Annotated in this window: 19 protein-coding genes; 17 read left to right on the forward strand and 2 right to left on the reverse strand. The window is 64.2% G+C overall.

Annotated features, from left to right (window positions below):
* From ACK4SV_RS00565 to ACK4SV_RS00590, 6 genes are all read left to right on the forward strand, one after another.
* Entirely contained in the window at positions 1 to 498 is a 498-nt protein-coding gene (locus tag ACK4SV_RS00565) for a group I truncated hemoglobin (protein WP_409915833.1), read from the forward strand.
* A 158-nt stretch (positions 499 to 656) separates the two neighbouring features.
* Entirely contained in the window at positions 657 to 1,781 is a 1,125-nt protein-coding gene (locus ACK4SV_RS00570; RefSeq protein ID WP_409915834.1) for an acyl-CoA dehydrogenase family protein, read from the forward strand.
* Between the two features lie 18 nt (positions 1,782 to 1,799).
* Positions 1,800 to 3,056, forward strand: coding sequence for an acyl-CoA dehydrogenase (locus ACK4SV_RS00575; RefSeq protein ID WP_409915835.1), 1,257 nt, complete (start codon positions 1,800 to 1,802; stop codon positions 3,054 to 3,056).
* Positions 3,053 to 3,829, forward strand: coding sequence for an SDR family NAD(P)-dependent oxidoreductase (locus ACK4SV_RS00580; RefSeq protein WP_409915836.1), 777 nt, complete (start codon positions 3,053 to 3,055; stop codon positions 3,827 to 3,829). Before ACK4SV_RS00575 ends, ACK4SV_RS00580 begins: the two co-directional genes overlap by 4 nt.
* 55 nt (positions 3,830 to 3,884) lie before the next feature.
* Positions 3,885 to 4,685, forward strand: a complete 801-nt coding sequence (locus ACK4SV_RS00585) for an enoyl-CoA hydratase/isomerase family protein (protein WP_409915837.1) — start codon at positions 3,885 to 3,887, stop codon at positions 4,683 to 4,685.
* Positions 4,686 to 4,789: 104 nt separating this feature from the next.
* Positions 4,790 to 6,358 carry a carboxylesterase/lipase family protein gene (locus tag ACK4SV_RS00590; RefSeq protein ID WP_409915838.1) on the forward strand — a complete coding sequence of 523 codons (1,569 nt, stop codon included), beginning with the start codon at positions 4,790 to 4,792 and terminating at the stop codon, positions 6,356 to 6,358.
* 227 nt (positions 6,359 to 6,585) lie between these two features.
* Here the strand turns inward: ACK4SV_RS00590 and ACK4SV_RS00595 are convergent, their stop codons facing one another.
* Both ACK4SV_RS00595 and ACK4SV_RS00600 read right to left on the reverse strand, forming a co-directional pair.
* Complete coding sequence (locus ACK4SV_RS00595) at positions 6,586 to 9,462, reverse strand: TonB-dependent receptor (protein ID WP_409915839.1); 2,877 nt, start codon at positions 9,460 to 9,462, stop codon at positions 6,586 to 6,588.
* A gap of 150 nt (positions 9,463 to 9,612) precedes the next feature.
* Complete coding sequence (locus tag ACK4SV_RS00600; RefSeq protein WP_409915840.1) at positions 9,613 to 10,458, reverse strand: 2-keto-4-pentenoate hydratase; 846 nt, start codon at positions 10,456 to 10,458, stop codon at positions 9,613 to 9,615.
* 225 nt (positions 10,459 to 10,683) lie between these two features.
* Between ACK4SV_RS00600 and ACK4SV_RS00605 the strand changes: the two genes are divergently transcribed.
* From ACK4SV_RS00605 to ACK4SV_RS00655, 11 genes are all read left to right on the forward strand, one after another.
* Positions 10,684 to 12,090 carry a polysaccharide lyase family 1 protein gene (locus ACK4SV_RS00605; RefSeq protein WP_409915841.1) on the forward strand — a complete coding sequence of 469 codons (1,407 nt, stop codon included), beginning with the start codon at positions 10,684 to 10,686 and terminating at the stop codon, positions 12,088 to 12,090.
* 92 nt (positions 12,091 to 12,182) lie between these two features.
* The gene (locus ACK4SV_RS00610; RefSeq protein WP_409915842.1) at positions 12,183 to 13,277 is read left to right on the forward strand and encodes a LacI family DNA-binding transcriptional regulator; all 1,095 of its coding nucleotides are present in this window, start codon (positions 12,183 to 12,185) and stop codon (positions 13,275 to 13,277) included.
* Positions 13,278 to 13,382: 105 nt separating this feature from the next.
* A complete protein-coding gene (locus ACK4SV_RS00615; protein ID WP_409915843.1) occupies positions 13,383 to 14,024 on the forward strand; it encodes an RpiB/LacA/LacB family sugar-phosphate isomerase in 642 nt (213 codons plus the stop codon).
* Positions 14,025 to 14,076: 52 nt separating this feature from the next.
* The gene (kduD, locus tag ACK4SV_RS00620; protein WP_409915844.1) at positions 14,077 to 14,838 is read left to right on the forward strand and encodes a 2-dehydro-3-deoxy-D-gluconate 5-dehydrogenase KduD; all 762 of its coding nucleotides are present in this window, start codon (positions 14,077 to 14,079) and stop codon (positions 14,836 to 14,838) included.
* Positions 14,839 to 14,861: 23 nt separating this feature from the next.
* Entirely contained in the window at positions 14,862 to 15,857 is a 996-nt protein-coding gene (locus ACK4SV_RS00625) for a sugar kinase (protein ID WP_409915845.1), read from the forward strand.
* A gap of 123 nt (positions 15,858 to 15,980) precedes the next feature.
* Complete coding sequence (locus tag ACK4SV_RS00630) at positions 15,981 to 17,003, forward strand: TRAP transporter substrate-binding protein (protein ID WP_409915846.1); 1,023 nt, start codon at positions 15,981 to 15,983, stop codon at positions 17,001 to 17,003.
* Positions 17,000 to 17,509 carry a TRAP transporter small permease gene (locus ACK4SV_RS00635; RefSeq protein WP_409915847.1) on the forward strand — a complete coding sequence of 170 codons (510 nt, stop codon included), beginning with the start codon at positions 17,000 to 17,002 and terminating at the stop codon, positions 17,507 to 17,509. Before ACK4SV_RS00630 ends, ACK4SV_RS00635 begins: the two co-directional genes overlap by 4 nt.
* Positions 17,500 to 18,780 carry a TRAP transporter large permease gene (locus tag ACK4SV_RS00640; RefSeq protein WP_409915848.1) on the forward strand — a complete coding sequence of 427 codons (1,281 nt, stop codon included), beginning with the start codon at positions 17,500 to 17,502 and terminating at the stop codon, positions 18,778 to 18,780. Before ACK4SV_RS00635 ends, ACK4SV_RS00640 begins: the two co-directional genes overlap by 10 nt.
* Positions 18,781 to 18,790: 10 nt before the next feature.
* Positions 18,791 to 19,753, forward strand: coding sequence for an alpha/beta hydrolase (locus ACK4SV_RS00645; RefSeq protein ID WP_409915849.1), 963 nt, complete (start codon positions 18,791 to 18,793; stop codon positions 19,751 to 19,753).
* A 104-nt stretch (positions 19,754 to 19,857) separates the two neighbouring features.
* Positions 19,858 to 22,059: a Tex family protein gene (locus tag ACK4SV_RS00650; RefSeq protein ID WP_409915850.1), complete on the forward strand. Its 2,202-nt coding sequence runs from the start codon at positions 19,858 to 19,860 to the stop codon at positions 22,057 to 22,059.
* Between the two features lie 67 nt (positions 22,060 to 22,126).
* Positions 22,127 to 22,897 carry an SDR family NAD(P)-dependent oxidoreductase gene (locus ACK4SV_RS00655; RefSeq protein ID WP_409915851.1) on the forward strand — a complete coding sequence of 257 codons (771 nt, stop codon included), beginning with the start codon at positions 22,127 to 22,129 and terminating at the stop codon, positions 22,895 to 22,897.
* Positions 22,898 to 22,918 lie beyond the last annotated feature (21 nt).

The following is a 22,918-nucleotide window of genomic DNA, read 5'->3' on the forward strand; positions in this document are numbered from 1 at the left end:
ATGAAAATTGCTACAATCATATTCGCCGCCTGCCTGCTGGCCTGCAGCGCCCTCGCACAGGACACAGATATGCCGGCCGGGGAGCTGCCGGTCGATCCGTATGAGATGAGCAATGACAATGCCGGCGCCACGCCACTTGCCGATGATGCGCTGTTCCGTGCATTTGGCGCGGAGGCAGGCATCAGCAGGATTGTCGATGAGATGGTCGAGCTGTGCCTTGCCGATCCGCGCATCCGGGACGTGTTCATGGGGAGTGACCTTGTGCGCCTGCGCCGGACGCTTAAGGAGCAGTTCTGCTACATTCTCGGCGGCCCGTGCGATTATACCGGCCGGGACATGGCATCCTCCCATGCCGATCACCGGATCACGACGGCAGAGTTCAACGCGCTGGTCGAGAACCTGCAGATTGCCATGTCGAAGGAGGGCGTGGCCTTCCGCCACCAGAACCGCCTGCTGGCGAAACTCGCACCGATGCACCGCGATATCGTCCGGCGTTAAGCGCCCGTCCTGCGCTGTATATGCCAGCGGTGTTGCTGAAAATTGAGTGCGGACCCTCCCCATAGGGCAAGCTGGACAGCGCCCCGGTTTCTGTGATGCCTTCCCTGCAAATCAGGGCACGCGCTGCGGCGCGCGCCCGTGCAGGGAGGCAAGAGGACATGAATCTCGATTTCTCGGACGAGCAGAAACAGCTGCGCGATCAGGTGCGTCGTTTCCTTGAAGAGCGCTGCCCGCCAGCCGCGGTTCGCAAGGTGCTTGAGGGCGATGCAGGGTATGATGCGGGGCTTTATCAGGGCCTTGCCGAGCTCGGCGTCCTCGGCGCAGCGATCCCGGAAGAATATGGCGGGGTCGGGCTCGGCCATCTTGAGCTTTGCGTGGTGGCTGAAGAGCTTGGGCGGGTGCTCGCGCCGGTTCCGGTGGCTTCCTCGATATATCTTGCGGCGGAATGCCTGCTGCTTGCCGGCTCTGAGGAGCAGAAGCAGGAATGGCTGCCGAAGCTCGCCGCAGGGGAGGCCATCGGCTGTTTCGCGCTGAAAGAAGGTAGCGGCCGGATGCGTGCGGAGAAGATCGCCGCCCGGTTCGAGAATGGCAAGCTCACTGGCATCAAAGCTCCGGTCGCTGATGGCATGATCGCAGACTTCGCGATTGTCGCGGCCCGCGAGGGACAGGGCGTCTCGCTTTGCCTCGTGGATCTGAAGGCCTCTGGCGTCACGCGCGAAGCGCTTGACTCGATCGACCCCACCCGCAGCCAGGCCCGACTGACCTTCGAGGGCGCCCCCGCCAGCCGCATCGGCGCGGCCGGGGATGGCTGGCAGATCGCCTCGCAGGTGCTGGACCGCGCGGCGATCCTGATCGCGTTTGAACAGATCGGCGGGGCGGACCGCTCGCTGGAAATGGCGCGGGACTATGCGCTGGAGCGGATGGCGTTTGGCCGGCAGATCGGCTCGTTCCAGGCGATCAAGCACATGCTGGCAGATATGTATGTCTCCGCCACGCTCGCCCGGTCCAATGGCTATTACGGCGCCTGGGCGCTCGCCACGAATGCGCCGGAACTGCCGATTGCGGCGGCGACTGCGCGCGTTGCGGCGACGACCGCCTTTCAGCACTGCGCCAAGAACAACATCCAGACCCATGGCGGCATGGGCTTCACCTGGGAATATGACTGCCACCTCTATTATCGCCGCTCCAATGCGCTCGCCCTCGCGCTTGGCTCGCTCTCCACCTGGGAGAGCCTGCTGATCGAGCGGATGAGCCACGGCAACGCTGCCGAAGCTGCAGCCTGACAGGAAAGGACCTTCGAGATGGACTTCAACGATACCCCGCAGGAAGCCGCCTTTCGCAAGGAAGTGCGCGCCTGGATCGACGCCAACGCCCCGAAGCACCTGGAGGCAGAACTTAAGCGCGCGAGCTTTGGCTCAAGCGGCCTCGTCAGCGAGGACCCGATTGTTGCCGGCAAGGCCTGGCAGAAGAAGAAGGCGGAAGCCGGCTGGGCCTGCCTGCACTGGCCGAAGGAATATGGCGGCGGCGCGCGCACACCGATCGAGCGTGTGATCTGGGGACAGGAAGAGGGCGCCTATGCCGTCCTCTCGGGCGCCTTCACTATCGGCCACGGCATGTGCGGGCCGACCGTGATGGAATGGGCCACCGAAGAGCAGAAGCAGGCGCTGCTGCCGCCGCTCGCCAGCGGCGAGGAGATCTGGTGCCAGCTCTTTTCCGAACCCGCCAGCGGCTCTGACCTGGCAGGCCTGCGCACCCGCGCCGTGAAGGCCGAAGACGGCTCCGGCGACTGGATCGTGAACGGACAGAAAATCTGGACGAGCGGCGCGCAGAATTCCGACTGGGGCCTGCTGATTGCCCGCACCGATCCGGACGTGCCCAAGCATAAGGGCCTCACCATGTTCTTCCTGTCGATGAAGACACCCGGCGTGAAGGTCGTGCCCATCAAGCAGGCGAACGGTGCCTCCGGCTTCAATGAGGTCTACTTCACCGATGTCCGCATTCCGGATGCTCAGCGCCTCGGCGCTGTGGGGGATGGCTGGAAGGTTTCGCTCACGACCCTGATGAATGAGCGGCTTTCCATTGGCTCGGGCATGTCGACCGGCTTTCCGGAGCTTTTCCGGTTCTGCCTGGATGCAGAGATTGATGGCCAGCCAGCCGTGGCCGACTCGGCGGTGCGCTCCCGGCTTGCCCAGTTTGCCGTCAGGCAGAGCGGGCTCAAATACACAGGCATGCGCGCAATCTCGGCGCTGTCGAAAGGCGAAACGCCGGGGCCGGAGAATTCCATCGGCAAGCTGGTGGCCGGCGCCACCATGCAGGACCTCGCCATGTTTGCGCTCGACCTGCAGGGCGAGGCGGGCGTGCTGTGGAATGATGACAGCCCGCAGAATGGCCGTTTCCAGGCGATGCTGATGCGCTCCCCCGCTACGCGGATCGAGGGCGGATCGGATGAGATCCTGCGGAATATCATTGCCGAGCGTGTGCTGGGCCTGCCCGGTGACATTCGGGTGGACAAGGATGTGGCCTTCCGTGACATCCCGACCAGCGGGAAGCGCGAGTGACAAATTATCCGCTCCCGAACAATTCTGCTGATCTCAGCGGTCAGGTCGCGCTCGTCACGGGCGCCTCTTCCGGGCTCGGCCTGCGCTTTGCCAAAGTGCTGGCAAGGCAGGGAGCAAAGGTGGCCCTTGCCGCCCGCCGGATTGACCGGCTGGAAGCGCTTGCGGCTGAAATCCGCGCAGATGGCGGCGAAGCCCTCGCCATCGCGATGGACGCGACGGACGCAGATCAACTCGCCGGCGCCGTTGCACAGGCAGAGGCCGGTCTCGGCCTTGTGACAATCCTCGTCAACAATGCCGGCATCCCGGATGCACAACGCGCCCACAAGATGGACATTGGCCTGATTGACCGTGTGCTGGACATCAATGTCCGCGCGCCGTTCGTGCTCAGCTGCGAAGTGGCGCGGCGCCTGATGGCGGCGGGCAAGCCGGGGCGGATCGTCAACATCGCCTCGTCGGCAGCATACGCCTATAATGGGTCCGGCGCGGCGCTCTATTCCGTCTCCAAGGCCGCCGTCGTGCGGATCACCGAGACGCTGGCCGTTGAATGGGCGCGCAATGGCATCAATGTGAATGCGATTGCGCCGGGCGCCTTCGAATCCGAAATGATGGACGGGATGCTCCAGCGCGTCGGCGATATCAGCCAGCACTTCCCCCGGAAGCGCATCGGCAACCCGGCGCAACTCGACTCGACGCTGCTCTACCTCGTCAGCCCGGCATCAGATGCCGTCACCGGCACCTGCATCCGTGTAGATGATGGACAGGGCGGGCGCTGAACCAACGGCCGGAACCAAAAAAAGGGCGTATACGGATCTTCTGGGAGAAAGCGGCATGTATGATTACAAGGACATCAAGGTTGATGTGCGCGGGCAGGTTCATTGGCTGACGCTGAACCGCCCTGATGCACTGAACTCGATCAATCACCGCATGGTCGGCGAACTCGCGGATTATTTCGGCGGGCTCTATCATGACCGCTCCTGCCGTGTCGTCGTCATGCGGGGGGAAGGGCGCGCCTTCTGCGCCGGCCTCGACATCAAGGATCGCAGCAGCGGCAATGAGGCCCAGCCCTTCGGCGGTGGATTCGGTTTCCAGGGCTATCTGGCCGATGTCTATATCAAGATGCGCCGCTGCCCGCAGCCGATCATCTCGCTCGTGCATGGCCCGGCCTGTGGCGGCGGCTTTGCCTTTGCGCTGGCTTCCGACATCCGCATCGGCGGGGAAAGCCTCAAGATGAATGCCGCTTTCATCAAGCTCGGCCTGTCGGCCTGCGATATGGGCGTCAGCTATTTCCTGCCGCGTCTCGCGGGCGTGTCGATTGCGTCGGAACTGATGCTGACGGGCCGCTTCATCTATGCCCAGCGCGCGCTCGCGGTTGGCCTCGTCTCGGAAGTCGTGCCCGATGACAAGCTGGAGGAAGCTGCCCAGCCCTATATCGATGAGATGCTTGCGGCCTCACCCATGGGCCTGCGCCTTACCAAGGAAGGGCTCAACATGGCGATTGATGCCGCCAGCCTTGAAGCCGCCATGGCCATCGAGAACCGCAACCAGGTGCTCTGCGCGGGAACTCAGGATTTCCGCGAGGGGATGCAGGCCTTCCTCGAGAAGCGCAAACCGGTTTACCGGGACGCCTGACCTGTTCCTGAAAATGTCCGGTTGGCTTGGCTGCAGGGGCCATGCATGATGGGTGTTCAGCTGACGGATGGCTGAACCCTGCGGACAGTCTCATGCGACCTTTCATGCCCCATCGCCGCGAGGTGCTTCTTGGCTTGTCAGCCAGCGCTGCTGCCGGATCGTCTTTCGCGGCCCCCGGCGGCGACCCCCGTGTGCTGACCAGCTTCGGCCCGGTTGTTGGCATAACAGAGCAGGGCATCGCTGTCTTCCGCGGCCTGCGCTATGGCGCTGATACTGCGCGCACCCGCTTTGCCCGGCCCAGGACCCCGCTTCCATGGCGCGACGCGGTTCGGGCCACGGAGTATGGCGGGGCCTCGCCCCAACGCGGACGCGAGCCGGGGCAGTCTGAAGACTGCCTGTTCCTGAATGTGTGGACGCCGGAAGCCCGGCCCGGCGGCGACCGCCCAGTGATGGTCTACCTGCATGGCGGCGCCTACAACACCGGCTCCGGATCGGATGCGCTCTATGAGGGCATTCGCCTGGCCGCGCGCGGCGATGTGGTTGTGGTCACGGTGAACCACCGCCTAAATGCCTTTGGCTATCTCTCGCTCGGCCGACTGATGCCGGAGGCATTTCCGGATTCCGGCAATGCCGGGCAATGGGATCTTGTGCTCGCGCTCGAATGGATCCGGGGCAATATCCGTGCGTTCGGGGGCGATCCTGGCCGGGTAATGCTGTTCGGCCAGTCCGGGGGAGGTGCAAAGATTGCAACCCTGATGGCGACCCCTGCAGCGAAGGGCTTGTTCCACGCCGCCGCCACGATGAGCGGCCAGCAGGTCACCGCCTCCGGCCCGCTCAACGCCCAGAAGCGGGCCGAAGCTTTCCTCGCGCGCCTCGGCATAACGCCCGGTGATGCAGCCGCCTTGCTTGCTCTGCCTGCGGAGCGTTTCATCGAGGCGCTCGATACGCCCGATCCCGTGAACCCGGAACACCCGCTCTATTTCGGCCCGGTCCTCGATGAGCGGATGCTGATGCGCCATCCCTTCTGGCCGGATGCGCCCGCGCAATCCTCCGCCATTCCCATGATCCTTGGCAATACGCGGGATGAAACCCGGACGCTGATTGGCCGGCGCGAACCGGAATTGTTCGATATCAGCTGGGCGGACCTGCCAGCGGCGCTCGCGCGCCATATGCGCACCGATATTGATCCAGGCGCCGTCGTATCAGCCTACCGGGCCGCCTATCCGGATCGCAGCCCCGGCGAGATATTCTTCGACGCGGCAACCGCTGCGCGCTCCTGGCGGGGGCAGGTGGAGGAGGCAGATGCCCGCGCGAAGGAAAATGGCCCGACATGGGTCTACCGCTTCGACCTTCCCTGGGCGGAGGAAAATGGCCGGTGGGGCGCGCCGCACACGGTCGATATCGGCTATGCTTTCCTGAACCTCGACAAGCCCGGCGCCATGCCCGGTGCGGCAGACCATGTGGGGCGCGTTGCGGACCGGCTGAGCGGCGCGTTCATTTCGCTTGCCCGCACGGGAGACCCGAACCATTCCGGCCTGCCCCTCTGGCCGCGCTACAGCCTGCCCGCTAGGGCGACGATGATCTTCGGGGCTGAAACAAGCGTCCTGAACGACCCCCGGAGCATGGAGCGGGAGCTGTTCTCAAAGGTCCCGTTCATCCAATGGGGCACATGATCCGCGCGCTTGGTGCAGGCCATCTGTAAACGGATTTCAATAAATAATCAGTAGACAGAGTAGATCCTAGGGCCACGTTCGTTGAGAACCGCTGGGATCGGCTGATTCGCGCCTCTGAAAATAATACTGCCGGCGGCCTGGGAGGGAGCCGCCGGCAGTTTCAGGATCAGGCAGGATGCAGCAAAGACATCAAGGGGATACGATGCCCCGCTGGCCAGACCGCTCCTTCAGTGCCGGTATCGAACGCCCACAAGGAATTCGCGGCCGGTATGCTCGTAGTTGAGGTTGTTCTTGCGCTGGCTGTTCACCCAGCGCTCGTCATAGGCGTCGGTCAGGTTGATCGCCTCGAACGAGAACTCGACCCTGTCATTCAGGCGATAGGACGCCTTGAAATCGACATTGAGTGTTGCCGCGCGGCCTTCCACATCATTGCCGCTACCGGCCGGGAAAGTCGTCAGGTACTCATCCCGCCAGGTGCTCGACACGCGTGTCTCGAATGGGCCACGCTGGTAATACAGCGTTGTGCTGAGCGCTGAAGGGGACTGGCCAAGCAGGGCCAGGGTTCTGGTCGCGCCTGTGTTCGGATTGATGACATAGTCGAACTCGGACTCGATCTTGGAGTAGCTGAGCCGGCCGCCGAAATCCTGCAGGAATTCGGGCAGGAAACCGAAGCGGAACGGTGTCTGCGCCGAGATCTCGAAACCCGTCAGGTCGCCGCCGGGCGTGTTCACCGGCGTCGTCACCTGGAAGATCGTGTCCGGATCAATTCCCGGCTGCAGTAGCTCCAGCGGGAATCCGGTTTCGGAATAGGGCATCGTCTGGCGGACGCGCTGGACAAAGCTGCCGATTTCCTTGCGGAACAAGGCCACCGAGAACAGCGCCTCCTTGTAGGGATACCATTCAAGCGACAGGTCGTAGTTGTCTGACCGGATCGGGTCAAGGTAGGGGTTACCAAGAGTCAGCGATGACGTGCCGACCGAACCGCCGGGCGTCAGGAAGTTCAGGTTCGGCCGGGCCATTGTCTTGGCGGCGGCAAAACGGACCAGCACATTGTCGATCGGCTCCAGCACGAATGTCGCCGCCGGCAGGGTGTCGCTGTAGCTGTTGCTCAGCGTCTGGGCGACGCCATTGATGAAGCCGGTGGTTTTCAGATCGGTTTCCACATAGCGCACGCCAACATTGCCGCGGAACGGCATGTTGGCGAGTTCAGTCCGCCAGTTGAGCTGCACGAAGCCGCCATAGGAGGTTTCATAAGCGTCACGCGTTTCGCCCGGGAACAGGGGGCGAGTGAAGTTGCCAAACTGGTTGACGCAGTTGCAGTCAAAGTCGATCAGCGCCTTGAGGGCGTTCACGTCCGGCACGATCCAGCTGCGGTCCGTTCCAGCCGGCAGGCTCATGCCCCGTCCGAAATCGGTCAGCAGGGTCGTATAGGCCGATGGCGGAATGCCGAGCGCGTTCAGCTGCGCAATGGTTGAGGCCGGAATTGCTTCCGTGGCGCGGCGCCACTCTTTTACGTCGAAGCCGAATTCCTTCCAGGACATGCCGCCCACCAGGGTGAACGTGTCGTTGAAATCCCATTCCAGATCGAACTTGACGGTTTCGTAGGTGTTCAGCGTCTTGTTCGGGCGCATACGGATGATTGAGGCATCCCCCAGTGCGTTGCTGGATGAGAACACCCAGCTCGCCGGGTTAGTCACGTCGATCACATAGTTGAAGCCGGGCAGGTTCGGGTTCGAATAGTCGTAGGAATAGCCCTGAACATCATAGGCTTCGAGCGTTACGGTCGTCTGCTCCGGGTTCTTGCCGATTGCGCGGGAGATGCCCGCCATGGCATTCAGCCGAAGGGTCGGCGTGATGTCGTGTTCAAGCGCGAGCGAATTCTGCATGAACTCGGTCGAGAGCCTGTCGAGACGCTGCTCGGTGCGCAGATCGATATTGTTGAACGTGCCGGCTACAAGGGTGTTGTTGTTGTCCACCCGGCCCGAGACGAGCTGGACCGCGCGGAGGCCCTGAACACCCGTTTCCCGGGCGAAGGAAATCACTTCGAGGAATTCTTCGGACCGGTTCTGATCCAGCTGAGCAAACAGCATGTCATATGTCAGCGTCGTGGTGCTGAAGGGCTGGTACTGGATCGTGCCGGTCATGCCGAGCCGCTCCCGCTCATAGCCGATGCGGCCATAGCGCGGGATACGCGGATGGGCGGCGTTCCAGGCGGCTTGTTCTGCAGCAAGTCCTGTCAGGACATTGCCGGAGGCGTCGGTGATCGTGCCTACCGAGGCATAGCAGCGCGTGGTGCCGGTGTAGCGGGTAATAACCCCGCCGGATACAGTGGGCACGCAGCCATCATCGGCCGGTACGCGGAAACGCAGCGAGCTGGAGCCTTCCTCGAACGTGTTGCGGGTGGAGTAGGCGACAGAGAAGAGGGTACCCAGGCGGCCGTCCATCCAGCGCTTCGAGACGAGCGCTGTCATGCGCGGGTCAATTTCCTGCGCCAGGTCGTTGTAAGACGCCTGTCCGCCAACGGCGAATGTGAAATCGTCATAGTCGAACGGTTTGGCGGAGCGCAGCTGGACGGTTGCGCCGAGCGAGCCTTCATCGAGGCGCGCGTCCTGCGATTTTGCGACGCGCACGCTGCTGAAGAGTTCTGCGGCGAAGACGTTGAAGTCGAAGCCCCGGTTGCGGTTGGCCCGGCCATCCCGGCCGCCGGTGGTGGCGAGGGCTTCCATGCCGTTGATCTGTACCCGAACGAAGTCCGAGCTGAGGCCGCGCACGCTGATCGAGCGGCCTTCGCCGCCGTCCCGGTCGATCTGAACGCCGGGGATGCGCTGAAGCGCTTCGGCCAGGTTCAGGTCCGGGAAGTCCGCGATGTCCTGCGCGGAGATGGCATCTACGATGCCGGTCTCGTTCCGCTTGACTTCGATCGACTGTTGCAGGCTGCCCCGGAAGCCCGTGACGGTCACGGTGTCCTGTCGGCTTTCGGCATCGCTCGCGACGGTGGCGGCGGGCTCCTCCTGGGCGGTGGCAGTCGCCCCGGATGCCATGAGGCCCACGGCAGCAGCGCCCATGAACAGGCGGAAATTGAGGCTGTTTTGCTTGAAACGCATGACTGGTCTCCTCCCCAGGATATGTTCGTTTCGGTTCAGGGGCCCTCTTTGTCGAGAGACCTCCAATTATGTCACCGGTAGCATTACTGATTTTGATACCGGTGGCAATTCGAAAAAGGGCCTGTTGGCCCGATAACCTTCATTTTTCCTTCATTGTGTTCCGGAAGACGCACTGCCACCCGGAATCCGGCGGGCCGAGGGGCCCATCGGCAGTAATCTTAGGTTGATCTCAGGATAGCCGTCCATCTCAACGCTGGCGGTCTGGCCGGCGCGGATGGTATGGACGCCTGTGACGGCCCCGGTCGACACATACATGCCCTTGCGCAGCGGCATTCCGCGGGCGGCGCAGATCTCGAGCAGGGCCCGGAAGGATTCGATGGGTCCGCCCGGGATCGCCGAAGCGTCTGCGCGGCCGATGATCTCGCCGTCGATCCGGGTCGTGAAACCCCAGTCAGACGGGCTGGCCTGGCGCCAGCCTGCGACCTGCGGGCCGAGCACGAGGCCATTATTGTTGCCGAAGTCAGAGATCGTCACCAGCGGGCCCAGATCATTGATGCCGGGAAAGGGGCTGGACGCAATCTCGGCGCCGATCAGGATATCACCAATTAATTCAGAGGCTTCTTCGGTCGTCCAGGCCGTTTTCTGGGGCGGGGCGTCGCCAGCACAGACAATCACGATCTCGCCTTCAACCGCGCCGAAGCCGCCCTCAAAGACAAATGTATCCACCGGGCTGGCGCCGGCGTGTGAGACATCGCTCGCGAAAACCGGGCCGGCCAGGCGGTCGGATCCGAGCAGGCCGTCCCAAGGCGGATTGATCCGGCCGACTTTCCAGCCGGCAACCCGGTCGGGCCAAAGCCGGATGGCTTCGTCCTGGACGGAGTAGGCTTCCGTCAGCGATTGCGGCGGCGCGCCGGGATATTCCGCCAGCGCTTCGGCGCGCAGGCGGGCGGTGATGAAGCGCCTCGCGCGGATGTCTTCTGCCAGTTCTGTGCTCATCTGGATTGTAGTGCTTTACGCCATCCCTTTTGCGCCGGGCTCTTGAATGCGCTGGTGTGCGCGCCTGGTCGTGTTTTTGTCCATCGGGTCACCAAGGCGGTGTGGACACCGGAGGAAACCGGTGTCATAGTCTCGCGAAACGCAGGCCTGTCAACTGGATTTTTTCTGGCACGGCGAACAAACACAAGGTGCCAGTTTGCAGCGGCGCCGCAAAAGGAGGGCTTCATGGCACACTCATTCCGGAGATCCGTTCAATATACTGTCGCGGTGGCGGCCGTCCTGATCGCGGGCTGTGCAAGCACGGCGGTTGCAACGCCGCCGGCGCTGACTGCTGCGGCCCAGCCGGCTCAGGCGGCGGTGCCTGCTGCGGCGCTGAAGCCTGCCTGGTTCTTCCCGGACATCGACTGGACCCAATACACGACCGGCGGGCGCGGCGGAGAGATCGTGCGCGTGACGAACCTCAACAATCACGGCCCCGGCAGCCTGCGCGAGGCGCTGTCAAAGGATGGCCCGCGCATCATCGTGTTTGAAGTCGCCGGCGTGATCGACCTCGAGAAAGACACCCTCCCGGTCGCCAAGCCTCATGTCACGATTGCGGGCCAGACGGCCCCGTCGCCGGGCATCACGCTCATCCGCGGCGGCATCAACATCACGACGCATGATGTCATCATCCAGCACATCCGCGTGCGCCCGGGCGATAACAATGAAGAGCGTGGCTCCGGCTGGGATGATGATTCGATCAACACAAACCGGGCCCGGAATGTGATCGTTGACCATTGCACCCTGACCTGGGCAACCGACGAGAACCTCTCTTCCTCCGGCCCGCGCTTCACGGGCGACACGCCGGATGAATGGCGCGCCGGCACGTCTCACAACATCCTCTTCAGCCACAACCTGATCGCTGAAGGCCTTGCCGATGCAACCCATGCGAAGTTCGAGCACTCCAAAGGCTCGCTCATCCATGACAATGTGAATGGCCTGCTGCTGTACGGAAACCTGTACGCGCACAATTATGAGCGCAACCCGCTCTTCAAGGGCGGCGTGCACGGGCAGATCGTCAACAATTTCATCTACGATCCCGGCCAGCGCGCCGTGCACTACAACCTGCAGGGCCTCGAATGGGGCAGCGTGCCCTTCGAAACCGGCCGGATGGACCTGATCGGCAATGTCATGCGGGCCGGCCAGTCTACGCCGAAGGGCCTGCCGATGGTGATGCTGGGCGGCGACGGCGATCTTGCGGTGTATGAGCGCGACAATATTGCGGTCGACCGCTGGGGCAATCCGGCGCCGATGCGGGGGCGCTACACTGCTGGCCCTGCCAGCTTCATTGACGCGCCCGCGCCGATGAAGCTGCCGGACGGCCTGCCGATCCTGCCGGCGGTTGCAGTCGAACGCTACGTGCTCGCCAATGCCGGCGCCCGGCCCTGGGACCGGGATGCGCATGATGTGCGCGTCTTCGCCAATGCGGCTGAAGGCCGGGGCGACATCATCGACAGCCAGAACCAGGTGGGCGGCTATCCGAAGTTCGAGCCAACCTACAGGGCCTTCGATCCTGCACTCTGGGACCTCGAAACGATGCTCCCTCTGTCGCCTGAGGCACTGGACGCATCTGCCCGCGGCCGGGGCACCTGAGGCCTCGCCGCGATGGCGGTAACAGGCGCCCGCTTGCAAAATGTCCACCACTAGGCAACACGAGACAATTACGGTTTCGAGAAGGCCTTAAGGTGACCCAGGAGATCAAGCCCGATCACGCGACCGAGCTCGCCGCCGCTGTCGAAGCGGCGGCCGAGTTCCGGCAGCACGGGCGGGCGACCATCAACGACATCGCGCGCATCGCGAAGGTGTCGAAGAAGACCGTTTCGCGGGTCATCAATGACAGCCCGCTGGTCAAGCCGCGCACCCGCGAGATCGTCAAGGCGATCATCGCCGAGCTCGGCTACGCGCCGGATCCGCAGGCGCGGGCGCTGGCGCTGCGCCGGTCGTTCCTCGTCGGCCTGGTTTATGACAATCCAAGCCCGCAATACGTGGTCAACATGCAGCGGGGCATCCTGGATGCGCTGGAGGAGACCGACTTTCAGCTGGTCCTGCGCCCCGTCAGCCGCACGGATGATCATTATCCCGGGCGCCTGCGCCAGTTCATCCAGCAGCACAAGCCCTTCGGGCTGATCCTGCCGCCGTCCGTGTCGGAAGATGACGCGCTTTGCGAAATGTTCCGGGCGAATGATGTGGACTATGTTCGCATCGCCTCCGGAATGCTCGACGAACCCGGCCGGATGATCCTGACCCATGACAGCGAGGGCGCCGCCCAGGCCGCGCGGCACCTCTGCGCGCTCGGGCATGAGCATATCGCCCATATCCATGGCCCGGAATCCTTCCGCTCGGCGCATGAGCGGCGCGGCGGCTTCCAGCGCGCGCTTGAGGAGGCGGGCCGCGCGCTCGATCCCGGCCTGACGGTCGAGGGTGGCTACACCTTCGACTCCGGCCTTCAGGCGATGGAGCGGCTGCTCTATGCCAAGCGCCGCCCGACGGCGGTGTTCGCAGGCAATGACGAGATGGCGACGGGCGCCTATGTCGCCGTGCGCAAGGCGGGCCTGCGGATTCCCGATGACGTCTCGATTGTCGGCTTTGACGATACGCCCATTGCCGGGCGGCTCTGGCCAGCGCTCACCACGGTTCGCCTGCCGATCCGGGAGATGGGCCGGGCGGCGGCGGCGCTGCTGCTGGAACAGGCGGCAGGCGTCGAGCGGGAAGAAGTGATCAGCTTCACGCCGGAAATCGTCGTGCGCGAGTCCACTGCCGCGCCAGCCGGGCGCGCCTGACGCGAACCGGAATTGCCCACGCAAAACACCGATTGCGGCTTGCCGGTTCTTCTGGATGCAGATATGACACCGGTTACCAAATAAAGGCCGCCAAGGGACACCGCCATGAAGATCGCGCTCATCATCGAAAACAGCCAGGCCGCCAAGAGCAGCATCGTGCACGACGCGCTGACAACGGTCGCCGAGCCGCTCGGCAATGAAGTGTTTCACTACGGTATGTATACGCCGGAAGACGCGGCCCACCTGACCTATCCGATGATCGGCATTCTCGCCGGCATCCTGATCAATTCGAAAGCCGCCGACTTCATCGTCACCGGCTGCGGCACAGGCATGGGCTCGAACCTTGCGTGCAATGCGATGCCGGGAATTTTCTGCGGGCTGATCATCGACCCGACCGACGCCTTCCTGTTCGGCCAGATCAATGATGGCAACGCCATTTCGATGCCTTATGCCAAGGGCTTCGGCTGGGCCGCCGAGCTGAACCTGCAGGACTGCTATCGCAAGCTGTTCGAAGTGAAACGCGGTGAAGGCTATCCGAAGGAGCGCGCCGCAGTCATGGCCAAGAATCGCGGCATCCTCAGTGAGCTGAAGAAAGCCTCCTGCCACGACATGCTGACCGTGCTGAAGACGATCGACCAGGACCTCCTGAAGACCGCGATCTCGGGCGAGAAATTCCAGGAATACTTCTTCGCGAATTCGCAGGACGAGGCGATTTCCGGCTACATCAAGAGCGTGCTCGCATCCTGAGGCGCCGCGCAGGCTCAGCGCACCATCATTGTCGTCGTTCGGGAGGAAGCCGATGAACCTCAGCATGTTCAGCCTTGAAGGCAAGACCGCCATCGTCACCGGGGCCAATACCGGCCTCGGCCAGGGCATCGCCGTGGCACTCGCAGGAGCAGGCGCGAGCCTCGCACTTGTGGGCCGCTCTGCGCCGGATGAAACGGTCGAACTGGTTCAGAAGGCTGGCGGCAAGGCGCATGTCATCATGGCCGATCTCGGCAGCCTTGATCCGCTGGACCGTATCATTGAGGAAACAAAGGAAGCGCTCGGCGGCGTCGATATCCTCGTCAACAATGCCGGCATCATCAAGCGCAATGATGCCATCGACTTTACGGTTGAAGACTGGGACAGCGTGATGAATATCAACCTGCGCTCGCTCTTCTTCCTCAGCCAGAAGGCGGCGCGCGCGATGATCGAGGCCGGCACTGGCGGCAAGATCATCAACATCGCCTCGATGCTATCCTTCCAGGGCGGGGTGCGCGTGCCCTCCTACACTGCCTCCAAGAGCGGCGTGCTGGGCCTGACGCGCCTGATGGCCAATGAATGGGCCAGGTACGGCATCAATGCGAACGCCATTGCACCGGGCTATTTCGCGACCAACAACACCGATGCCCTGCGCGCGGACGAAAAGCGCAACACCGAAATCCTCGGCCGGATTCCGGCCGGGCGCTGGGGCCAGCCTTCGGACCTTGGCGGCGCGGCTGTATTCCTTTCCTCTGCGGCTTCTGATTATGTGCACGGAACAGTTGTTGCCGTGGATGGCGGCTGGCTCGCGCGCTGAGCCCGCCGGGGAGGAGCAAGCCGATGGCCCGTATCGTCTGTTTCGGGGAACTGCTCCTGCGCCTCACCGCGCCGGGCAGCGAGCGGCTGCTGCAATCCTGGTCGCTCGATGTCTGCGTTGGCGGGGCGGAAGCGAACGTTGGCGTCTCGCTTGCCGCCTTCGGTCATGATGTCAGCTTTGCCAGCATCGTCGCGGACAATCCTCTCGGTAGCGCCGCTCTCGGCGAATTGAAACGCCACGGCGTCGGCACGGCCTGCGTCCAGCGCGCGCCGGGCCGGATGGGGCTCTATTTCCTCGAGCCCGGCGCCGTCCGCCGCCCCGCCGCCATCACATATGACCGCGCCGGTTCTGCCTTCGCAGAAGCCGCGCCGGATGCGCTGGACTGGTCATCGATTCTTCCGGGTACGGATCTCTTCCACATCTCCGGCGTCACGCCCGCCATCGGCCCGAAGGCAGCCAATGCCGCCCTGCGCGCCGCTGCCGCCGCCGTGAACGCCGGCTTGCCCGTCTCCTTCGATGGCAATTACCGCGCGCTGCTCTGGGAGGCGTGGGACGGCGACGGCCCGGCCATCCTGCGCGAACTTCTCGCCTCGGCCACCTATGCCTTCATCAATGAGCGCGACATCGCTCTCATCCTGAGAGAGCCTTTTGCTGACCGCGCCGCGGCCTATGCCGCCGCCTTCGACGCCTTCCCGCGCCTGAAGGCGGTTGCAGCCACGACGCGGCAGCAATCCTCGGTCGATGATCAGGCCCTCGCCGCCGAACTCGTCACCCGCGAGGGTCGCTGGGTTTCGCCGGAGCACCTGCTGCCCGGCGTCATCGACCGGATCGGCGGGGGCGACGCTTTCGCCGCCGGCGCCCTTCATGGCCTGATCGCGGGCAGGGACCCCCAGCACACCATCGATTTTGCCGTCGCGGCCGGCGCGCTCAAACATTCCGTCCCCGGCGATTTCAACCGCGTGACCGAAGCCGAGGTCGAAGCTGCCATGGCGGGCGGCAGCCTGGATGTGCGCCGCTGACATGCGCGGCGAATAGATATTGACACCGGTTACCTAAACGCCACAAATGGGCGGCAGAAGAAGACCAGAAGAATAATTGGGCCGGCCCAGCCGCCCGGCGCCTCGAGGGGGCAGGAAACACTGATGCGGACCTCCGCAACCGCCGAAAAACCTGGCATCAGCCGGCGCAACGTGCTCCTCGCGGGCGCGGCTGCCGGCGGTCTCAGCGCGTGCGGGATGCGGGCGGGCCGCGAGTTCCTCTCCACAGATACCCACCCGCGCGGCTATCCGACCGTGGCGGCGGTCGAAGAGATGGGCCGCCTTTTGGAGCAGCGCACGGACGGGCGCCTCGGCATCAAGATCTATGCCGGCGGCCAGCTCGGCTCGGAGCAGGACACGCTCGAAATCACCGTCTTCGGCGGGCTGGACCTCAACCGCGTCAACCTTGCCCCGCTGAACTCCATCGAGCCGCTCACGACCCTGCCGGCGCTGCCTTTCCTGTTCCGTTCGAACGAGCACATGCGCCGCGCGCTCGACAGCGACATCGGCGAGGAAATCCTCGCCTCGCTGGAGCCGCACGGCCTGATCGGCCTCTGTTTCTATGACAGCGGCGACCGGAATTTCTACAACACCCGCCGCCCGATCCGGACGCCCGCCGATATGCGCGGCCTGAAGATCCGTGTACCGAATTCTGATCTCTACGTTTCGATGATCCGCGCGCTCGGCGCAGACGCGACCCCGATGAGCATTGCCGAGGTCTATCAGGCGCTGGTGCAGGGCGTCATCGACGGCGCCGAGAACAACTGGCCCTCCTATGAGAGCGGCCGCCATTTCGAGGCCGCCCGCTATTACAGCCTGACCCGGCATGTCATCGCGCCCGAAGTGCTGGTCATGTCGAAAAGCCGCTGGGACAAGCTGGACGAGGCCGACCGCGCGCTCGTGCGCGCAGCCGCAAAGGAGTCTGTGCCATACATGCGCGGCCTCTGGGACCAGCGCGTCGCCGATGCGCGCACCCGGCTGCTCGCCTCCGGCATCGAGGTCAACGAAATCGAAGATACCGCTGCCTTTGCCGAAGCCATGCGCCCGGTCTGGGACCGGTATATAATGACGGATCAGGCGCGCCGCATTGTGGATGCCATCGTCGCGGCCGGGGAGGCAGAGGGATGATCCGCCTGCTGTCAAAATTCACCCATGTCGTCGCCGACATCCTCGTGAAGATCGCCGCCGCCGGACTCGTCCTGATGACGGCCATCATCGGCTGGCAGGTGTTCGGCCGCTATGTGCTGAACTCGACACCGTCCTGGTCGGAGCAGGCGGCGCTGACCCTTATGATCTGGTATGTGGCGCTTGCGGCGGCCGCCGGTGTGCGTCAGGGGTTCCACATCCGCATCGTGGCGCTGGAAGAGGCCGTAGGCCCGCGCACGCGCAAGGCGATGCAGGTCTTCTCCAATTCCATCGTCGGTCTCTGCGGCCTTGCCATGCTTATCTGGGGCGGCGAGCTGGTCCTGCGCACCTGGAGCCATGTCGTCCCCTCGCTCGGCATCCCGCGCGGCCTTGCCTATCTAGGTCTGCCGATTGCCGGCGCGCTGATGGCGCTGTTCTCGGTAGAGCGCATTCTCGAACTTCTGAACGCCCAGCCCATCAAGGATGAGGAGGATCCCAGATGGAGCTGATGGTTCTGATGGGGGTGCTCATCGCGCTGCTCGCGCTCGGCGTGCCGGTGGCCTATTCGCTGCTCGGCGCGGCGATTGCGACCTTCCTTGTGCTGGATATCCCGCTCGTCGTCGTCTTCCAGCGCCTCGCTGGCGGCGTCAGCGTTTTCTCGCTCATGGCCATCCCGTTTTTCATCTTTGCAGGCGATCTGATGTATCGCTCGGGCATTGCAAAACGCCTTGTGGAAGTGGCCGAAGCGATGCTCGGGCGCACGCGCGGCGGCCTCGGCCTCGTCAATGTCGGCGCCTCCACCATGTTCGGTGCGGTCTCGGGTTCCGCCATCGCCAGCGCCTCGGCCATGGGCTCTACGCTGATGCCGCTGATGAAACAAAAGGGCTATGACGCAGACTACGCCGTGAACGTCACGGCATCCGCCGCCATCGTCGGCCTGCTCATTCCACCCTCGCACAATATGATCATCTATTCGGCCGCCTCCGGCATTGGCGTGCCGATCGGTGACCTGTTCCTGGCGGGTGTCGTGCCGGGCGTTCTGACCGCGCTGATCCTCATGGGCGTCACCTGGCTCGTGGCCGTGCGGCGCGGCTATCCCAGCGGCGCATTTCCCGGCTGGGGCGCCTTCCTGCGCGCCACCGCCATCGCCATTCCCGGCCTGATGGCCGCCATCATCATCATGGGCGGCATCCTCTCGGGCATCTTCACCGCGACGGAATCCTCTGCCATTGCCGTGATTTACACCATCCTCGTCGGCGCCTTCGTGTATCGCTCGCTCGGCTGGACGCGCTTTGCCGAAGCGGCGATGCAGTCGGTGAAGGTCACCGCCATGGTGCTTCTCATCATCGGCGCCGCGACAGCCTTCGGCTATGCCCTCGCCATCCTCGAAGCGCCGGCCCAGCTTGCGGACCTGATCACCTCCATCACGCGCAACCCGCTGCTGGTGCTCCTGATCATCAACATCACCCTGCTGGTGCTCGGCACCTTCATGGACATGTCACCCCTGATCGTCATCACGACGCCGATCCTTTTGCCGGTCGTGATGGAGGTCGGCGTAGACCCCGTGCATTTCGGCATCATCATCATGCTGAACCTCGGCATCGGCCTCGTCACCCCGCCGGTCGGATCGGTGCTTTTCGTGGGCGCGGCCGTCGGCAATCTGAAGGTCGAACAGGCGGTGCGCACGATCTGGCCGTTCTATTCGGCGCTGATCCTGTCGCTCATCCTCATCACCTATATCCCGGCCATCTCGCTGACCCTCCCGGCGCTGTTCCGGTAAGGGGCGGCCGATGCTCCGCCTGCTGACATCCCTGCTGGCGGCCCTGATGCTCGCGGGTGCCTGCGCGTTCGCGCCATCGGTACCCGCAATTACGGAAGGCGAGGTGATCTATCTGTGGCCGGACGGCCCACCCGGCGGCGTCCCGCAAAGCCTCACCGAACATATCGTCCACCGCGACAATCCCTTCGGCCTGCCAGACCGCGCCGCGCATGATGTGACGGCGCCCAGCCTCACCATATTTCGGCCTGCCGTGCCAGACGGCTCGGCCATCCTCATCATTCCCGGCGGCGGCTATCGCTGGGTCGTCATGGACAAGGAAGGCTTCGAGGGCGCCCGGCATTTCGCGTCCCGAGGCGCGACCGTTTATGTCCTGCGCTACCGCCTGCCGCACCAGGGTTGGGCCGCCGGCCCGGCAGCGCCGCTGCAGGATGCCCAGCGCGCGATGCGACTGATCCGCTCAAGAGCCGCGGAAGACGGCATCGACCCGGACCGGGTGGTCGTCATGGGTTTCTCCGCAGGCGGGCACCTTGCCGGCCTGCTCGCCACCCGTTTCTATGAGGCTGTATATGCGCCTCTGGACCGGGCCGACAGCCTCTCCGCCCGGCCGGATGGGGCGGCGCTGATCTACCCGGTTGTCACCTTTACTCAGCCCCATGCTCATGCCGGATCCCGAACAAATATGCTGGGCCCTGAGCCCTCGGAGGCCGCCAGCGCAAGCTGGTCGCTCGAGACGCTGGTGCACCCGTCGATGCCGCCCGTCCTCCTCATGCACGCCGCCGATGATGCCGCCGTGCCGGTCGAGAACTCCTTGATTCTGCACGCGGCGCTGCGCGTTGCCGGTGTGCCCGTAGCGCTGCACATCTTTGAAACCGGCGGCCACGGCTTCGGCCTGCGCGGCCTTGAGGGCACGCCGCTCGCCGCCTGGCCGGATCTCGTCAGGGATTGGGGCAGGGGCAAGGGCCTCTTGGATTGACCGCGCTGCAGAGCGTAAACGAGGTGTGAACGATTTCCCTTCAATTGGAGCGTTCTGCCCCATTCCGGCAGCCCAGTCAGACTTGTTAACGAGGCACCCGCTCCATGACCGCCAAGGCTCCCGCTTCCACCCCGATCAAAGCGCCCTCGATTGCCGCCCTCATCGCCGCCGAGCTCGGGGTGGCCGAGCGGCAGGTCGCAGCGGCAATCGAGCTGATCGATGAGGGCGCCACCGTTCCGTTCATCGCCCGCTATCGCAAGGAGCGCACCGGCGGCCTCGATGACGCCCAGCTGCGCCAGCTGGCCGAGCGCCTGACCTATCTGACCGAGCTCAACAAACGCCGCGAAGCTGTCCTTTCCGCCATCCGCGAGCAGGGCAAGCTGACCCCCGCGCTGGAGCGTGAGATCATGGCGGCGGCCACCAAGGTTGCCCTGGAAGACCTCTACGCCCCGTTCAAGCAGAAGCGCCGCACCAAGGCGACCATCGCCCGCGAAGCCGGCCTCGCCCCGCTCGCCGAGCGCCTCCTCGCCAATCCGTCGCTCTCGCCTTTTGATGAGGCCAAAGCCTTCATCTCCGCCAAGAAGGGCGTTGCAGACCGGGACGCGGCCCTCGAAGGCGCCCGCGAGATCCTCGTCGAGCAGATTGCAGAGACACCGCGCGTCGTCGGCAAGGTGCGCGAGACCGTTTGGTCGCAGGGCAAGCTCGGCTCCACCCTCGTCAAGGGCAAGGAGAAGGACGGCGCCAAGTTCGCCGATTATTTCGACTTTGACGAACCTGTCACCGAAATCCCTTCGCACCGCGCCCTCGCCGTGCTGCGCGGCCAGAAGGAAGGCGTGCTGAAAGTGAAACTCGCCGTGCCGGTCGAGCCGAAACGCGAGCATCCCGCCATCCGCGAAATCCGCAGCGAGTTCGGCATCGTCAGGAAGTGCCGCCCGGCCGATGACTGGCTGATGGAAACCGCAGAAGCCGCCTGGAAAGCCAAGCTCGAGCCCGCCTCGACCCGCGATGTCATCAGCCGCGTGAAAGAGGCCGCCGACCGCGAAGCCATCCGCATCTTCTCCCGCAACATGCACGACCTGCTCATGGCTGCGCCGGCGGGCCCGAAAGTCGTCATGGGCATCGATCCCGGCATCCGCACCGGCTGCAAGGTCGCCGTCGTGGATGCGACCGGCAAGCTCCTCGAAACCGCCACCATCTACCCTCACGAGCCGAGGCGCGACTGGGCGGGCGCCCTGACCACCCTCGCCATGCTGTGCAAGCGCCACAAGGTCGAACTCGTCAGCGTCGGCAACGGCACGGCGGGCCGGGAAACCGAGAAACTCGTCGCCGATCTCAGCACAAAGCTGCCGGACCTGAAGCTCACCAAGATCATGGTCTCTGAGGCGGGCGCCTCGGTCTATTCGGCCTCTGAGCTTGCCTCGAAGGAATTCCCGAAACTGGATGTCAGCCTGCGCGGCGCGGTCTCCATCGCCAGGCGCCTGCAGGATCCGCTCGCGGAGCTTGTGAAGATCGAACCCAAAGCCATCGGCGTCGGCCAGTACCAGCATGATGTCGACCAGGCCGCGCTCGCCCGCTCGCTCGACGGCGTGGTCGAAGACTGCGTGAATGCCGTGGGCGTCGATGTGAACACCGCCTCAGCCCCGCTGCTGGCCCGCGTTGCCGGCCTTAACGCTACGATCGCGGCCAACATCGTGACTTACCGGGAGCAGAACGGCCCCTTCAAATCGCGCGCCGAGCTCAAGAAAGTGCCGCGCTTCGGCCCGAAGGCGTTTGAACAGGCCGCCGGCTTCCTGCGCATCATGAACGGCAAGAACCCGCTCGATGCCTCCGGCGTTCACCCTGAAGCCTATCCGGTCGTGGAGCGGATCGCGAAGAAGGCCGGCCGCAAGATCGACTCCCTCATCGGCGACAAGGCCTTCCTGTCGAAGCTGAAGCCCGAAGAGTTTGCCGACCAGACCTTCGGTGTCCCGACGATACGGGACATCATCAAAGAGCTGGAAAAGCCCGGCCGCGACCCGCGCCCGGAGTTCCGCACGGCAACCTTCAAGGACGGCATCGACAAGGTCAGCGATCTAAAACCCGGTATGCGCCTTGAAGGCGTCGTCACGAATGTCACCGCCTTCGGCGCCTTCGTCGATATCGGCGTTCACCAGGACGGCCTCGTCCACATCTCCGAACTCGCCGATACCTTCGTCAAGGATCCGCATACGGTGGTAAAGACCGGGCAGGTGGTCTCGGTCGCCGTCCTCGATGTAGATGTCCCGCGCGGCCGGATCAGCCTCAGCATGAAACGCGGGGGCAGATAGGCTGGACAGGGCCGGGAGCGCCGGTAGTGTCCCTCCCGAAACTCAAAGAACGGGACGGAGACACCAGATGGACCTTCAACTGAAAGCGCGCAGCGCCCTGATTCTCGGCGGCACCCGCGGCATCGGCCGTGCGATTGCAGACACGCTGGCCGCCGAAGGCGCCAATGTCGGCATCTGCGCGCGCAATGCCGATCAGGTGGCCGAAACAGTTGGGGCCCTGAAAGCTGCTGGCGTTTCTGCAACAGGCCGCTCTGTCGATGTCACCGATGGGGCCGCGCTGAAAGCCTGGATCGCTGACGCGACCGCAGAACTGGGCGGCCTCAATATCCTCGTCTCCAATGCTGGCGCCATGGCGCAGGGCAACGATCCTGCCGCCTGGAAACAGAATTTCGAGCTAGATGTGCTTGCCGCGGTCAACGCCTTCGACGCGGCGAAAGGGCCGCTCCAGAAGGCCGCAGCCGAGAGCGGCGATGCGGCCTTCATCATCATCTCTTCAATCTCCGCAGCCCTTGCGGATCGCGGCGATTCCTACGGCCCGGTGAAAGCCGCGCTGATCCACATGGCCAAGGGCCTTGCCCGCGAGCACGCCGCCAGCGGTGTCCGCGTCAATGTCGTTTCGCCCGGCATGGTCTATTTCGAAGGCGGCATCTGGCACCGCGTGAAAACCCACGCGCCGGATTTCTTCGCCCAGGCCAATTCCCGGAACCCGACCGGGCGCTGCGCGACACCGCAGGAGATCGCGAACGCGGCCGTTTTTCTCGCGAGCCCGCTTTCCTCCTACACAAACGGCTCCAACCTGATCGTCGATGGCGCCCTGTCGGACCGCGTCAATTTCTGAAACGCAGGGTGTAAGCAGCCC

It is taken from the genome of Hyphomonas sp. (assembly GCF_046313735.1).
GTDB lineage: Bacteria > Pseudomonadota > Alphaproteobacteria > Caulobacterales > Hyphomonadaceae > Hyphomonas.